This window comes from Fusicatenibacter sp., from assembly GCF_050872605.1.
Lineage (GTDB): Bacteria > Bacillota > Clostridia > Lachnospirales > Lachnospiraceae > Fusicatenibacter.
The window spans coordinates 101,772-117,167 of the sequence record NZ_JBNMHD010000005.1 but is presented as its reverse complement, the minus strand read 5'-3'; the positions used below and the strand labels follow the sequence as shown (position 1 = coordinate 117,167).

At 50.5% G+C, this 15,396-nt stretch carries 13 protein-coding genes; all 13 read left to right on the top strand.

The features are described 5' to 3' along the window. Nucleotides 1-3,788, top strand: a 3,788-nt coding sequence (gene gltB, locus ACY2VT_RS03205; RefSeq protein ID WP_461878849.1) for a glutamate synthase large subunit, incomplete at its 5' end; no start/stop codon positions are given. A gap of 14 nt (nucleotides 3,789-3,802) precedes the next feature. Further along, complete coding sequence (locus ACY2VT_RS03200; RefSeq protein ID WP_022462356.1) at nucleotides 3,803-5,287, top strand: glutamate synthase subunit beta; 1,485 nt, start codon at nucleotides 3,803-3,805, stop codon at nucleotides 5,285-5,287. A 139-nt stretch (nucleotides 5,288-5,426) separates the two neighbouring features. Further along, entirely contained in the window at nucleotides 5,427-6,758 is a 1,332-nt protein-coding gene (gene glnA / locus ACY2VT_RS03195; RefSeq protein WP_461878848.1) for a type I glutamate--ammonia ligase, read from the top strand. A 23-nt stretch (nucleotides 6,759-6,781) separates the two neighbouring features. After that, nucleotides 6,782-7,330 carry an ANTAR domain-containing response regulator gene (locus ACY2VT_RS03190; protein WP_461878847.1) on the top strand — a complete coding sequence of 183 codons (549 nt, stop codon included), beginning with the start codon at nucleotides 6,782-6,784 and terminating at the stop codon, nucleotides 7,328-7,330. A 28-nt stretch (nucleotides 7,331-7,358) separates the two neighbouring features. After that, a complete protein-coding gene (locus ACY2VT_RS03185) occupies nucleotides 7,359-8,573 on the top strand; it encodes an LL-diaminopimelate aminotransferase (RefSeq protein WP_461878846.1) in 1,215 nt (404 codons plus the stop codon). A gap of 166 nt (nucleotides 8,574-8,739) precedes the next feature. Further along, nucleotides 8,740-8,889, top strand: coding sequence for a hypothetical protein (locus tag ACY2VT_RS03180; protein ID WP_461878845.1), 150 nt, complete (start codon nucleotides 8,740-8,742; stop codon nucleotides 8,887-8,889). A gap of 195 nt (nucleotides 8,890-9,084) precedes the next feature. Next, a complete protein-coding gene (gene aspS / locus ACY2VT_RS03175; protein ID WP_461878844.1) occupies nucleotides 9,085-10,413 on the top strand; it encodes an aspartate--tRNA(Asn) ligase in 1,329 nt (442 codons plus the stop codon). A 39-nt stretch (nucleotides 10,414-10,452) separates the two neighbouring features. Next, nucleotides 10,453-10,746, top strand: coding sequence for an Asp-tRNA(Asn)/Glu-tRNA(Gln) amidotransferase subunit GatC (gatC, locus tag ACY2VT_RS03170; protein ID WP_461878843.1), 294 nt, complete (start codon nucleotides 10,453-10,455; stop codon nucleotides 10,744-10,746). 16 nt (nucleotides 10,747-10,762) lie between these two features. Further along, nucleotides 10,763-12,223, top strand: coding sequence for an Asp-tRNA(Asn)/Glu-tRNA(Gln) amidotransferase subunit GatA (gene gatA, locus ACY2VT_RS03165; RefSeq protein ID WP_461878842.1), 1,461 nt, complete (start codon nucleotides 10,763-10,765; stop codon nucleotides 12,221-12,223). Nucleotides 12,224-12,238: 15 nt separating this feature from the next. Then, nucleotides 12,239-13,675: an Asp-tRNA(Asn)/Glu-tRNA(Gln) amidotransferase subunit GatB gene (gatB, locus tag ACY2VT_RS03160; RefSeq protein ID WP_461878841.1), complete on the top strand. Its 1,437-nt coding sequence runs from the start codon at nucleotides 12,239-12,241 to the stop codon at nucleotides 13,673-13,675. A 161-nt stretch (nucleotides 13,676-13,836) separates the two neighbouring features. Further along, nucleotides 13,837-14,049 (top strand): DUF378 domain-containing protein, encoded by a 213-nt coding sequence (locus ACY2VT_RS03155; RefSeq protein WP_055217760.1) that lies wholly within the window; start codon nucleotides 13,837-13,839, stop codon nucleotides 14,047-14,049. Nucleotides 14,050-14,146: 97 nt separating this feature from the next. Continuing rightward, nucleotides 14,147-14,473 (top strand): helix-turn-helix domain-containing protein, encoded by a 327-nt coding sequence (locus ACY2VT_RS03150; RefSeq protein ID WP_173828668.1) that lies wholly within the window; start codon nucleotides 14,147-14,149, stop codon nucleotides 14,471-14,473. A gap of 84 nt (nucleotides 14,474-14,557) precedes the next feature. After that, on the top strand, nucleotides 14,558-15,148 hold the full coding sequence (locus ACY2VT_RS03145; protein WP_461878840.1) for an IS630 family transposase: 591 nt from the start codon (nucleotides 14,558-14,560) through the stop codon (nucleotides 15,146-15,148). Nucleotides 15,149-15,396: the final 248 nt, after the last annotated feature.

The following is a 15,396-nucleotide window of genomic DNA, read 5'->3' as shown; positions in this document are numbered from 1 at the left end:
GCGAGATCAACACCATCCGCGGAAACGCCGACAAGATGCTGGCCCGTGAGGAGACGATGTCTTCCCCGATGCTGCAGGATGAACTTCATAAAGTGCTGCCGGTTGTCAACACACAGGGTTCTGACTCCGCGATGCTCGACAATACACTCGAGTTCCTGACCATGAGCGGTATGGATCTTCCGCTGGCTGTCATGATCACGATCCCGGAGCCGTGGGCAAACAACGATACGATTTCCCAGGAGAAACGTGATTTCTATCAGTATTATGCAACGATGATGGAGCCGTGGGACGGACCGGCATCGATCCTGTTCTCCGACGGAGATGTGATGGGAGCAGTGCTCGACCGCAACGGTCTTCGTCCTTCCCGTTACTACATCACTAACGATGGATTCCTGATCCTTTCCTCTGAGGTCGGTGTTCTGGAAGTTCCGGAAGAAAAAATCGTCTTAAAAGAGCGTCTCCATCCGGGCAAGATGCTTCTCGTCAACACCGTACAGGGAAAAGTCTTAAACGATGAGGAAGTCAAAGAATATTACGCAAAGAAACAGCCGTACGGCGAATGGCTCGACAGTTATCTGGTACAGTTAAAGGATATCAAAATCCCGAATCTGCCGGTCGAAGAGTACACGAAAGAAGAGCGGATGCGCCTGCAGAAAGCGTTCGGCTACACCTACGAGGAGTACCGTTCCTCCATCGGAAAGATGGCATTAAACGGTGTCGAGGCAACCGCTTCGATGGGTATCGATACCCCGCTTGCCGTTCTCTCCCATGAGCATCAGCCGCTGTTCAACTATTTCAAACAGCTCTTCGCACAGGTAACGAACCCGCCGATCGACTGCATCCGTGAGGAGATCGTAACTTCCACAAGCGTTTACGTCGGACGTGACGGAAACCTGCTTGAGGAGGAGCCGAAGAACTGCCAGGTATTAAAGATCAACAATCCGATCCTGACCAATACCGATATGCTGAAGATCAAGAACATGAAAGTCGAAGGCTTCAAGGCAGTGACCGTTCCGATCACCTACTACAAGAGCGCACCGCTTGACCGTGCGATGGACCGCCTTTTCGTCGAGGTTGACCGTGCACACCGGGCAGGAGCCAACATCCTGATTCTCTCTGACCGCGGCGTCGATGAGAACCATGTGGCGATTCCATCCCTCCTGGCTGTATCTGCGGTTCATCAGCATCTGGTAAAAACGAAAAAGAGAACTTCTCTTGCGATTATTCTGGAGTCCGGCGAGCCGCGCGAGGTGCACCATTTCGCAACACTGCTCGGCTACGGTGCCTGCGCAATCAACCCGTATCTGGCACTCGACACGATCCATGAGCTGATCGAAGAGGGCATGATCAAGAAAGATTACTACGCAGCCGTTGAAGATTACAACCACGCAGTCATCTCTGGTATCGTAAAAATCGCAGCGAAGATGGGTATCTCCACGATCCAGTCGTATCAGGGTTCCCAGATCTTCGAGGCCATCGGTATCTCAGCAGATGTCATCGACAAATACTTCACCGGTACGGTCAGCCGTGTCGGCGGTATTACCCTGGAAGACATTGCAAAAGATGTCGATGAGCGTCATTCCCAGGCATTCGATCCGCTGGAGCTGTCTACCGATCTGACACTGGACAGTATCGGCCGTCATAAATCGAGAAGCCAGGGCGAGGAGCACCGCTACAATCCGCGCACCATTCATACACTGCAGGAGTCTACAAGACGCGGCGACTACAAGATGTTCAAAGAGTACACAGCAATGGTCGACAGCGAGGAGAGCGGCTATCTGCGGAGCCTGATGGACTTCGATTATCCGGAGCAGGGCGTTCCGCTCGAAGAAGTTGAGAGCGTAGATTCTATCGTAAAACGATTCAAAACAGGTGCGATGTCCTACGGTTCTATTTCCCAGGAGGCACATGAGACACTGGCAATTGCCATGAACCGTCTGCATGGAAAATCCAACACTGGTGAGGGCGGTGAGAGTGATGACCGTCTCGAATCCCCGGAGAGATGCTCCGCGATCAAACAGGTAGCATCGGGAAGATTCGGCGTTACCAGCAAATACCTTGTCAGTGCAAAAGAGATCCAGATCAAGATGGCCCAGGGTGCAAAACCGGGCGAGGGCGGCCACTTACCGGCCGGAAAGGTTTACCCGTGGATTGCAAAAACACGTCACTCCACACCGGGTGTATCCCTGATTTCCCCGCCGCCGCACCACGACATCTACTCCATCGAGGACCTTGCACAGCTGATTTATGACCTGAAAAACTCGAATGTGAATGCAAGAATCTCCGTTAAACTGGTATCCGAAGCAGGTGTTGGTACTGTCGCAGCCGGTGTTGCAAAAGCCGGAGCACAGGTTATCCTGATTTCAGGATATGATGGAGGAACGGGAGCAGCACCGAGAAGTTCCATCCACAATGCAGGACTTCCATGGGAGTTAGGCCCTGCCGAGACCCATCAGACGCTGATCAAAAACGGCCTCCGCAACCGTGTCATGATCGAGACCGATGGTAAGCTGATGAGCGGCCGTGACGTTGTGATTGCAGCACTCCTTGGCGCCGAGGAATTCGGTTTTGCGACTGCACCGCTTGTAACGATGGGATGCGTTATGATGCGTGTCTGCAACCTCGATACCTGCCCGATGGGTATTGCAACCCAGAACCCGGAGCTGCGCAAACGTTTCCGCGGCAAACCGGAGTACGTCATCAACTTCATGCGCTTCATCGCAGAAGAGATGCGGGAATACATGGCAAAACTTGGCTTCCGCACCGTTGACGAGATGGTCGGCCGTTCCGACCTCTTAAAGAGAAATGATAAAGTGACGAACGAGCACGCAGACCGCGTAGACTTAAGCCAGATCCTGAACAATCCGTTTGCAAAAGCAGGCGAGAAGGTAACGTTCGATCCGAAAGATGTTTACGACTTCAAACTTGGCGCAACCCTGGATGAGAAGGTACTCTTAAAGAAATTCGGTCCGGCAATGGATAAGAAAGAGAAGAAGACCGTCAAAGTCGAGATCACCAACACCGATCGTACCGTGGGAACGATTCTTGGTGCCGAGATCACCAGAAAATTCGGCACCTCTCTGGAGCCGGATACGTACACCGTACAGTGCAAGGGTGCCGGCGGACAGAGCTTCGGAGCATTTATTCCAAAAGGACTGACCCTGGAACTTGAGGGCGATTCGAACGATTACTTCGGAAAAGGCCTCTCCGGCGGAAAACTGGTTGTCTACCCGCCGAAAGCAAGAAAGTATAAACCGGAAGAAAACATCATCGTCGGAAACGTTGCCCTCTACGGCGCAACGAGCGGTGAGGCGTACATCAACGGTATCGCAGGAGAGCGTTTCTGTGTCAGAAACTCCGGTGCTTACGCCGTTGTCGAGGGTGTCGGTGAGCATGGATGCGAGTATATGACCGGCGGCCGTGTCGTTGTCCTCGGCGCAACCGGAAAGAACTTTGCAGCCGGCATGAGCGGCGGTATCGCTTATGTCCTGGATGAAAAGAGCAACCTGTACCGCAATTTGAACAAGGAAATGATTTCGATTGAACTGGTAGAAAGCAAATACGATATTGCAGAGCTGAAAAACATGATTGAAAAACACGTCGCACACACCGGCTCTGAAAAAGGTAAAGAAATTCTCACACACTTTGACGAATATCTGCCGAAATTCAAGAAGATCATTCCGAATGACTATAAGCGCATGATGATGCTGAGTGCCCAGATGGAAGACAAGGGCCTTAGCAGCGAACAGGCACAGATTGAAGCATTTTACGAAAGCATGCGTAAGTAGGAGGAAGAAGAATTATGGGTAAGCCAACTGGATTTATGGAATATCAGCGCAAGACGGGAAACACCGTTGCCCCGCTTGAGCGTATCAAAAACTTTAAGGAATTTCATCTGCAGCTCCCGAAAAAGGAACAGCAGATGCAGGCTGCCCGCTGTATGGCATGCGGTGTACCGTTCTGCCAGGCGGGAACCATGATTGCGGGAATGGCCTCCGGCTGTCCGCTGCAGAACCTCGTTCCGGAGTGGAATGACCTTGTGTATCTTGGAAACTATGAGCAGGCATACCGCCGCCTCACCAAGACAAACTGTTTTCCGGAATTTACCTCCCGTGTCTGCCCGGCACTCTGCGAAGCAGCCTGTACATGCAACGTAAACGGAGACCCGGTCTGCACGAAGGAAAATGAACGCGCGATCATCGAAAACGCATGGGCAACCGGCCTGATTACGCCGCAGCCGCCGAAAGTGCGCACCGGAAAACGCGTTGCCGTTGTAGGAAGCGGTCCTTCCGGCCTTGCAGCAGCGATGCAGCTCAACCGCCGCGGCCATTCTGTTACGGTCTTTGAACGCCGCGACCGCGTGGGCGGACTTTTACGCTACGGTATTCCGAACATGAAACTCGATAAGAGCGTCATCGACCGCCGTGTGGATCTGATGAAGGCCGAGGGCATCGAGTTTGTGACGAATGCTGATATCGGAAAAGATGTAAAAGCTGACAAACTCTTAAAAGAATTTGACCGTGTCCTGCTCTGCTGCGGTGCGGCAAATCCAAGAGATATCAAGGCAGAGGGAAGAGATGCAAAGGGCATCTACTTTGCTGTCGATTTCCTGACTTCCGTAACGAAGAGTCTTCTGGATTCCAATTTTGAGGATCATGCCTACATCGATGCCAAGGGCAAGCACGTTGTTGTCATCGGAGGCGGCGACACCGGTAATGACTGTGTCGGAACTTCCATCCGTCTCGGTGCCAAATCTGTGACACAGCTTGAGATGATGCCGAAAGCACCGGATCAGCGTGCCGAGAACAATCCGTGGCCGGAGTGGCCGAAGATCTGCAAGACGGATTACGGCCAGGAAGAGGCAATCGCCGTATTCGGCCATGATCCGCGGATTTACCAGACAACCGTAACGGAATTTATCAAAAACAAAAAAGGTGAAGTCTGCCAGATCAAGACCGTAAAACTGACACCGAAAAAAGATGAGAAATCCGGCCGCATGATGATGGTTCCGGTTGAGGGAACCGAAGAGATTCTCCCGGCAGATCTCGTTCTTATTGCAGCAGGCTTTTTAGGATCCCAGAAATATGTGACCGATGCATTTAAAGTGGAAGTCAACCAGCGCACCAACGTGAAGACAGATGACGGAAAATACCAGACAACAAAAGAAAATGTCTTCACCGCAGGCGATATGCACCGCGGCCAGTCCCTGGTCGTATGGGCGATCCGTGAGGGACGCGAGGCAGCAAAGGCAGTCGATGAATCCCTGATGGGATACACGAATCTCTAAGTTTTTCTTGACAAAACACGCGAAAAACTGCTATAATATGCCCAAAACAAGGGTGTTTTTACGCAAGGTGTCTTTCTGCCCTGCCGCGTGAAAGCACCCTTTTCGTTTAGAATCGTCTTTGATAAAGGAGAGAATCGATATGGCAAAGTATACGAAGGAAGCGATCCTTCAGATGGCGGAGGAAGAAGATGTTGAATTTATCCGCCTGCAGTTTACCGATATGTTTGGAATGATGAAAAATATGGCCATCACCGCCGGACAGCTGGAAAAAGCCCTGAATAATCAGTGCGTTTTCGATGGCTCTTCGTTCGAAGGATTTGTCACCATCGAGGAAGCAGACATGTTTCTGCACCCGGATCTCGACACCTTTGCAATACTTCCATGGCGTCCGCAGCAAGGAAAGGTTGCAAGATTGATCTGTGATGTGTATGATAGAGAGGGGAATCTTTATGCAAAGAGTTCCCGAACCATCCTTCAGAAGGTAATTTTCGAAGCGAAAGCGATGGGCTATGAGTTTGAAATCTCACCGGAGTGTGAATTTTTCCTGTTCCACACCGATGAGGACGGCGGTGCAACGAGTGTAACGCACGACAAAGGCGGTTATCTGGATCTGGGACCGCTGGACCTGGGAGAAAACGCGCGGCGCGATATGGTGCTGACCCTCGAAGAAATGGGAATCGACGTTGAGTCTTCCTTCCACGAGGTAGCGGCAGGCCAGCACGAACTGGATTTCTGTCCGGCTGCAGCACTTCGGACGGCAGATCAGCTGATGACTGCCAAATTTGCTATCCGTACGATTGCAAAACGTCATGGCCTTCACGCAACCTTTATGCCAAAACCAAAAACCGGAGTTCACGGATCGGGTCTTCATCTTTCCTTCTCCCTGTTTCATGAGGGAAAAGATGTGTTTGCCGACAAATCCGATGAATACGGGCTCAGCAAAGAGGCATATTACTTTATGGGCGGACTGATGAAACACATCAGCGGAATCGCAGCGATTACCAATCCGCTTGTAAATTCCTACAAACGTCTGACACCGGGATACGGTGCACCGATCTACGTGGCATGGTCTGCAAAGAACAGAAGCCCGCTGATCCGCATTCCGCTGACGGGAGACGGTATCATGGCCATTGAACTTCGATGCCCGGATTCGGCAGCCAATCCGTACCTGGCACTTGCTGTCTGCATGGCAGCAGGACTTGACGGTATCAAACAGAAAATCGTTCCGCCGTCCCCGGTGGACCGCAATATTTCCGATCTGACAGAAGAAGAACGAAACGCGATGCAGATCACCCTTCTCCCGGGAAGCCTTGGAGAAGCGGTCGCAGAGTTAAAGAAAGACGATTTTCTGTGTCAGGTACTCGGCCAGGAATTTGTGGATGGATATATCAATGCCAAAGAAGAAGAGTGGCATGAGTATCTCCGCCAGGTATCCGACTGGGAGACCGAGAAATATCTGTACCGTATTTAGACGACGAAGGGGCCTGAAAATGCATGAGCAGCATAGTGATAGTACTTCCCAAAATAGAAGATGGAAAGCGCATCCGGGATATTCTGGCAAAGAGAGGATATGAAATCGATGCTGTCTGTTCGACGGCGGCAGCAGCGCTCGGAGAGATGAACAACTTAAACGGCGGTATCGTCATCTGCGGCTACAAGCTCCCGGATATGTTCTTTACAGATCTGAACGAGTGTATGCCGTCCAGCTTCCAGATGCTTCTGATTGCATCGAGCCGCGCATTAAGTGCGGTGGAGGGAACTGGAATCATGGCGGTTACGATGCCGCTTTCCGTGTACGAGCTGGTCAATACACTGGAGATGATGCTGCGGGGTGCGGCACGGCGCAGAAAGAAAGAGCGGGCCAAGCCCAAGGTGCGCAGCGCCGAGGAACAGCACATCATCGACCGTGCAAAAAGCCTTCTGATCGAACGAAATCACATGACCGAGTCGGAGGCCCATCGCTACATGCAGAAATGCAGCATGGACAGCGGCACCAATCTGGTCGAAACGGCGCAGATGGTGCTGACGCTTTTGACGGAGTAAAAAAGAGTGAAAAGGAGCGACACAAATAATGTTCAAAATCAATGACAATTATCTGAAATTGCCGGGAAGCTATCTGTTTTCCACCATTGCAAAAAAAGTTGCAGCTTACACCGAGGCAAATCCGGACGCGAAAATCATCCGTCTTGGAATCGGCGACGTAACCCAGCCGATCGCACCGGCGATCATCGAAAAGCTGCATGGCGCAGTGGATGAGATGGGACACGCAGAGACCTTCCATGGATATGCACCGGATCTTGGATATGCTTTCCTTCGCGATACCATCGCAAAAAATGATTATCAGGACAGAGGATGCGATATCTCCTCTGATGAAATTTTTGTATCGGACGGCGCAAAATGCGACTGCAGCAACATTCAGGAGATCTTCAGCCTGGATAACAAAATCGCTGTATGCGACCCGGTTTACCCGGTTTATGTAGATTCCAACGTTATGGCAGGCCGTGCAGGAGATTATGACGCTGCAACGGAGCGTTTCACCAACGTGATTTACATGCCGTGTACCGCCGAAAACAACTTTACCCCGGATCTTCCGAAAGAGACTCCGGATCTGATTTACCTGTGCTTCCCGAATAACCCGACCGGAGCTATGGTTTCGAAAGACGAGCTGCAGAAATGGGTTGATTATGCAAACAAAGTCGGAGCAATCATCCTGTATGATGCTGCATATGAAGCATATATCTCAGAAAAAGACATCCCGCATTCTATCTATGAGTGCGAAGGTGCAAGAACATGTGCGATCGAGATGCGCAGCTTCTCCAAGAATGCAGGCTTTACCGGTATGCGTCTTGGTTTCACCGTCATTCCGAAAGATATCAAATCGGGTGATGTAACCCTGCACAGCCTGTGGGCACGCCGTCACGGAACGAAATACAACGGAGCTCCGTACATCATTCAGAGAGCCGGCGAGGCTGTTTACTCTCCGGAAGGAAAAGCACAGTTAAAAGAGCAGGTTGCTTACTACATGAAGAATGCAAAAGTCATTTACGACGGCTTAAAAGGCGCAGGCTACACTGTATCCGGCGGCGTCAACGCACCGTATATCTGGCTGAAAACACCGGGAAATATGACTTCCTGGGAGTTCTTTGATCACCTGCTTGCAGACGCAAACGTAGTCGGAACACCAGGCTCAGGATTCGGCCCGAGCGGAGAAGGCTACTTCCGTCTGACTGCATTCGGTACGTACGAGAATACGGTAGAGGCAGTGGAAAGAATTAAAAGACTCTAAATTGTGCTGAAAATACCGACAAGACGGAATTTCTGCGCAATTTTACAAAGACGCGAAAAAATAATTTTGTATAGATAAAATTCACGAAAAATACATTAGAATTTATACAAAATCCGTAAAAATTAGGTGTTTACAAATGCAAAACTGCTGTGCTATAATGCACAGTATGAAAAAGGCAGTGAAGGAAACTCCGTATGCGGAATCTGACAGGAAGCCGATGTCACCGACTGAGAGCATCAGCATGGAGGAAACATACAATGGGGAACATTCCGGAGCCGGTCTGCTGAACACGAAATCAGAAAAGGAAATCAAGTAGGCAGATCCGTGATACGCGTTAAGTATAAATGAGTGGGCGTTTTCCACCGGAAAACCGGAGAGAAAAACGCAATGCGGGTGGTACCGCGGGAACATTAAATATCCCGTCCCGGAACAGTAGTTAAAAAACTGTTCCGGGACTTTTTGTTTTCCAGAAAGCATTCCGGGACAGGCGAGAAAGAGAGGAGAACAAAACATGGAATTTATGACAGGCGTAAAGAAAAAAGAAGACATCTCCGTAAAAACTCTGCTGGAGACACCGGAAGGCACAGAAGTAAAACTCGAAGGAGCCGTACACATCATCCGTGACATGGGCGAGGTTGCCTTTGTCATTTTAAGAAAGAGCGAGGGACTCGTTCAGTGTGTGTACGAAGAAGGAAGCGTTGACTTCCCGCTGAAGGATCTGAAAGAGGAATCGGCAGTTGCTGTGACTGGAACGGTAAAAAAAGAGGACCGCGCACCAGGCGGCGTAGAAGTCAGATTACAGACTATCACCGTTCTTGCTGAGCCGACCGAGCCAATGCCGCTCGCAGTCAACAAATGGAAAATGAATACTTCCCTTGAGGCGATGCTGAACATGCGGCCGATCGCTCTTCGGAACGTCAGAGAACGTGCAAAATTCCGCATCCAGGAAGGCGTGGTACGTGCCTTCCGTGATTTCCTCCATTCCCAGGGATTCACAGAAATCCATACACCGAAGATCGGCGCGAAGGGCGCTGAAGGAGGCGCAAACATCTTCAAGCTGGAATACTTCCACCGCCCGGCCGTGCTGGCACAGAGCCCGCAGTTCTACAAACAGATGCTCGTCGGCGTGTTTGATCGTGTCTTTGAAGTCGGACCGGTTTTCCGTGCAGAGAAACACAACACGAAACGTCATCTGAACGAGTACACCAGCCTTGACTTTGAGATGGGCTACATCGAGGATTACACCGACATCATGGCAATGGAAACCGGATTCTTACAGTACATGGTGGAGCTCCTCAAAAAGGATTACGCAAAAGAACTGGAGATCCTGAAAGTTACGCTTCCAAAGACAGACGAAATCCCGACCGTACCGTTCACGAAAGCAAAAGAGCTGGTAGCCGAGAAATACAACCGGAAGATCCGCAACCCGTTCGACCTTGAGCCGGAGGAGGAGCTTCTGATCGGCCAGTATTTCAAAGAGGAATACGACGCAGATTTTGTATTCGTTACCGAATACCCATCGAAAAAGAGACCATTCTATGCGATGGATGATCCGGAGGATAAGAGATATACGAAGAGCTTCGACCTGCTGTTCCACGGCCTGGAGATTACAACCGGAGGCCAGCGTATCCACGATTACAAGATGCTCTCCGAAAAGATCGCAGCCCGCGGCATGACAGAAGAGGGTATGGAGCAGTACTTGAGTGCTTTCAAACACGGTATGCCGCCGCACGGAGGACTTGGCATCGGTCTGGAGCGTCTGACCATGAAGCTGATCGGCGAGGACAACGTCCGCGAGACAACCCTGTTCCCGCGTGATCTTACAAGACTGGAGCCGTAAGCGGATCCTGCTGGAAAACAAAAAAGGAGAACGAGTGAAATGGCAAATGTGATTTCAGATGAAACGATGGAATATGTCGGCATCCTGGCAAAGCTGGAATTAAAGGATGAGGAAAAAGAATCCGCACGGCAGGATATGCAGAAGATGCTGGACTATGTAGATAAATTAAACGAGCTCGACACCAGCAAGGTTGAGCCGATGACCCACATTTTCGAGATGGGAAATGTGTTCCGTGAGGATGAAGTAACCAATGGCGACGACCGCGATGATATGCTTGCCAACGCGCCGGAAGTCAAAGAGGGCCAGTATAAGGTTCCGAAAACGGTAGAATAGCAGGAGGAGATTCGATATGGAAATCAAAGATATGACAGCAGTACAGCTTTCTGCCGCGATCAAAGAAGGACAGATCACCGTATCGGACGCCGTGGAAGCGTCCCTTGCGGCAGTCAAAGCATCGGAAGGATCCATTCACGCTTTCCTTCTTGTAGATGAAGAGGGTGCAAGAGCGCGCGCAGCAGAAGTACAGAAGAAAATTGACGCAGGAGAGCTCACCGGTCCGCTGGCCGGCGTTCCGATTGCGGTCAAGGACAACATCTGTACGAAAGGTCTTGCGACGACGTGTGCGTCAAAGATCCTGCAGAACTTTGTTCCGACGTACGATGCAGAGGTTATCACACGGCTCGAAGAGGCGGGAGCCGTTATCATCGGAAAGACAAACATGGATGAGTTTGCGATGGGAAGTACGACAGAGACTTCCGCGTACGGCGTGACGAAAAATCCATGGAACACCGAACACGTTCCAGGCGGTTCCTCCGGCGGTTCCTGCGCAGCCGTTGCAGCAGGAGAAGTACCGATGGCACTTGGCTCCGATACCGGCGGATCGATCCGTCAGCCGAGTTCCTTCTGCGGCGTAACCGGCATGAAACCGACGTACGGCACCGTTTCCCGTTACGGACTGATCGCTTATGGTTCCTCCCTCGACCAGATTGGATCGGTCGCAAAGGATGTGACAGACTGTGCAGCGCTGCTGCAGACGGTCGCTTCGTATGATGCAAAAGATGCGACATCGATGAAACGCGACGATTACGATTTCATGAGCGCTTTAAAAGAAGATGTCTCCGATCTGAAAATCGGTATTCCGAACAGCTACTTCGGCGAAGGCCTGGATCCGCAGGTGAAGGAATCCATTTTAAAAGCTGCCGATGTCCTGAAGGCACGCGGAGCAGAAGTAGAGTATTTCGATCTCGACCTCATTGATTATGCCATTCCGGCTTACTACGTTATTGCATCCGCTGAGGCAAGCTCCAACCTGGAACGCTTCGACGGCGTGAAATACGGCTTCCGTGCCAAAGAGTACGAAGGACTCCACGATATGTATAAGAAAAGCCGTTCTGAGGGCTTCGGTCCGGAGGTGAAACGACGGATTATGCTGGGAAGCTTCGTCTTAAGCTCCGGTTACTACGATGCGTATTATCTGAAAGCACTGCGCACGAAAGCCCTGATTAAAAAAGAGTTTGACCGCGCATTTGAAAAATACGATATGATTTTAAGCCCGGCAGCACCATCGACCGCACCGCGTCTCGGGGAATCGCTTTCCGATCCGCTGCAGATGTATCTGGGCGATATTTACACCGTATCCGTCAACCTCGCCGGCCTTCCGGGCATCACCGTTCCGTGCGGTATGGATGACAAGGGGCTTCCGATCGGCATGCAGCTTATCGGAGACTGTTTCTCAGAGAAAAAACTGTTCCGTGCAGCGTACACCTATGAGCAGGCACGCGGTGCATTCGGGCAGCCAGAAAAATGGTAAGGAGGAAGCAAAACAATGTCAAAACAGTATGAAACCGTCATCGGACTTGAAGTACATGTGGAGCTTGCGACGAGAACAAAAATTTTCTGCGGCTGCTCTACCGCATTCGGCGGTGCGCCGAACACCCACACCTGCCCGGTCTGCACCGGTATGCCGGGATCCCTTCCGGTATTAAATAAGAAAGTTGTCGATTACGCCCTGCGCGTCGGACTGGCTGCAAACTGCAAAATCAACCAGCTCTGCAAATTCGACCGGAAGAACTATTTCTACCCGGATAACCCGCAGAACTACCAGATTTCCCAGCTGTATCTGCCGATCTGCCATGACGGCTATGTGGAAATTGACACCGCAGCGGGAAAGAAGAAAATAGGCATTCATGAGATCCACATGGAGGAGGACGCCGGAAAGCTGATCCACGATGAGTGGGAGGACTGTTCCCTTGTCGATTACAACCGAAGCGGCGTTCCGCTGATCGAGATCGTCTCCGAGCCGGATATGCGTTCCGCGGAAGAAGTTATTGCATATCTGGAAAAACTGCGCATGATGATTCAGTACCTCGGTGCATCCGACTGTAAACTGCAGGAGGGCTCGATGCGTGCCGATGTCAATCTTTCGGTCCGTGAGGTCGGAAGTGAGAAATTTGGAACGCGTACCGAGATGAAGAACCTGAACTCCTTTAAGGCAATCGGAAGAGCGATCGAGGGAGAGCGGGAAAGACAGATTGAGCTGATTGAAGAAGGAAAAGCTGTTGTTCAGGAGACCCGCCGCTGGGATGACAACAAAGAGTATTCCTACGCGATGCGTTCGAAAGAGGATGCGAAGGATTACCGCTACTTCCCAGACCCGGATCTGCCGCCGGTGCACATTTCTGACGAGTGGATCGACCGCATTCTGAAATCCATGCCGGAATTCCAGCCGGAGAAACAGGCACGCTATGTGGAGCAGTACGGACTGCCGCAGTACGATGCGGGCATTCTGACCGGTTCCAAGAAGCTGTCCGATCTCTTTGAGGAGACGACGGCGCTCTGCGGCAAACCGAAAAAAGTGGCAAACTGGCTGATGGGCGAGACCTTACGTCTCTTAAAGGAGAACGGCCAGGAGCCGGAGGATCTGCAGTTTTCACCGAAGTATCTGGCATCCCTGATCGAACTGGCAGAAGCCGGATCGGTCAACAACCAGGTGGCAAAAGAGGTATTTGAGCAGATCTTTGCAGAGGATGTCGATCCGGAAGCATACGTCGAGGAACACGGACTGAAAACCGTAAACGACACCGGCCTTCTGGAAGAAACCGCGAGAAAAGTTCTGGAAAACAATCCTGGCCCGGTAGAACAGTACAAATCCGGAAAGACAAAAGTCCTCGGATTCCTGGTCGGCCAGGTCATGAAAGAAATGAAAGGCAAAGCCAACCCGGCAGCGGCAGGAGAGCTGCTGCAGAAGCTGCTGTCTGAATAAAAAACAAAATTGCACGAATGGAGGCCTGAAAATGGTCTCCATTTTTCTGCCCGAAAAATCAAAGAAAATGCATAAGCTGCCTCCCTTTGGGAAATGATTTATAAAGAAACCGGAAGAGATAGAAAGACGATACAAAATCCGGGAAAAGGAGGTTTCTTTACATGAAAGGACTGGATTACACCGCGCTCACCGTTGCGATCATCGGAGCCGTCAACTGGGGCCTGATCGGATTCTTCCGCCTCGACCTCGTCGCCTTGGTCTTCGGAAACATGACGTGGCTGAGCCGCATTATCTACGCAGTTGTCGGCATCTGCGGCCTCTACCTGATCTCCGTCTACGGAAGAATTTCCGACCACGTACTGGGGCAGGCGTAAGAACAGGAACCCTCTCATATACGCCAAGAAAGGCGGTGTGAGAGGGTTTTCTTCTGCCGTTTTTAAAAAGACAAAAGAAATCGCAGAGTGTTTTTCTGTGAATACCAATACTGTTTACCGCCTGGAAAAACAAATGCGTGAAACAGGTTCTGTAAAAACAAGAACATCACAGAGAGGACGTAAACATGCCCTGACACCGGAAGATCTCCAAAACATTGACCGGGTGGTTCAGCAGGAACCAGATATCACAATTGATGAAATCATTGATAAACTTGGTCTGCATGTTTGTAATGAAACAGTCCGCAAGGCAGTTATTATAGCAATTCCAGAAAATAATGCAAAAAATTCAGCACTGCAGAACGTGAATTACTGCGTCACAGATTTTCGTCGTACCCCGGTACGCCTTCAAATCCGTTCCTTGTAATTCGCGCCCTGCCGCACTGCCTTTTTTGCGTTATTTTCTGGTCTTGCTATAAACTCGGGTATTCTTACAAGAAAAAATCTCTTCATGCCTCAGAGCAGGAGCGTCCCCTATGTCAGGGAAAAACGCAGAAACTGGAAAAAACATATGTCGGAGAAAGACATAAATCATCTGGTCTTTCTGGACGAAAGCGGAGAAAACATCAATATGACGCGACATTATGCCAGAGCATGGAAAAACCGGAGAGCAGTAGATAAAACTCCACTCAACACGCCCTGCAATACAACCGTTCTTTCTTCCATACGTCTGAATGGAGACTGTGCCTATACAGTCTATCCGGGAGGAACTACTGTAGAGCGGTTTGCAGAGTACCTGAAAACAAAGTTGCTGCCGACGCTTTCAGAAGCAAACATTATCGTTATGGATAATATGCGTTCCCATCATGCAAAAGCGGTGAAACAGCTACTGGACAGCTCAAAAGTAACCTATCTGTATTTGCCCCCGTATAGTCCGGATCTGAATCCGATTGAAAAGATGTGGTCAAAACTCAAAGCATCTTTAAGGAAAGAAAAGATACGGATTGCATCGGAATTACCATCAGCTATTTCAAAAGGATTTTTAACAATTCGTCCAAAGGACTGCATAGGGTGGTTTCGTTCGTGTAATTATGTGCAATAATTTATTGGATTGCTATAAATACCCGCCGCCCACACAGCGGCGAAAAGCTGTTCTGTGAATACTATCAAGAAGTGAAGCACTACCCGGAAAAGCGTGGGATTCAGACCAACATCGGCAACCTGAACAGGGAAATCTGCCGCCGACTACCGAAAGCAGATGAAGCCAAAGGAAGCCCGCAGCAACGTGATTGACGCTATCCTTGCCGCCCGGACGGACTGTAAGTAGTGGTAGTATAAAAATAGTACAAA

Bases quoted from the DNA above. Each gene is read 5' to 3' on its own strand.
- ACY2VT_RS03200 (WP_022462356.1), top strand. From the start codon at position 3,803: ATGGGTAAGCCAACTGGATTTATGGAATATCAGCGCAAGACGGGAAAC.
- glnA (WP_461878848.1), top strand. From the start codon at position 5,427: ATGGCAAAGTATACGAAGGAAGCGATCCTTCAGATGGCGGAGGAAGAA.
- ACY2VT_RS03190 (WP_461878847.1), top strand. From the start codon at position 6,782: ATGAGCAGCATAGTGATAGTACTTCCCAAAATAGAAGATGGAAAGCGC.
- ACY2VT_RS03185 (WP_461878846.1), top strand. From the start codon at position 7,359: ATGTTCAAAATCAATGACAATTATCTGAAATTGCCGGGAAGCTATCTG.
- ACY2VT_RS03180 (WP_461878845.1), top strand. From the start codon at position 8,740: ATGAAAAAGGCAGTGAAGGAAACTCCGTATGCGGAATCTGACAGGAAG.
- aspS (WP_461878844.1), top strand. From the start codon at position 9,085: ATGGAATTTATGACAGGCGTAAAGAAAAAAGAAGACATCTCCGTAAAA.
- gatC (WP_461878843.1), top strand. From the start codon at position 10,453: ATGGCAAATGTGATTTCAGATGAAACGATGGAATATGTCGGCATCCTG.
- gatA (WP_461878842.1), top strand. From the start codon at position 10,763: ATGGAAATCAAAGATATGACAGCAGTACAGCTTTCTGCCGCGATCAAA.
- gatB (WP_461878841.1), top strand. From the start codon at position 12,239: ATGTCAAAACAGTATGAAACCGTCATCGGACTTGAAGTACATGTGGAG.
- ACY2VT_RS03155 (WP_055217760.1), top strand. From the start codon at position 13,837: ATGAAAGGACTGGATTACACCGCGCTCACCGTTGCGATCATCGGAGCC.
- ACY2VT_RS03145 (WP_461878840.1), top strand. From the start codon at position 14,558: ATGCCTCAGAGCAGGAGCGTCCCCTATGTCAGGGAAAAACGCAGAAAC.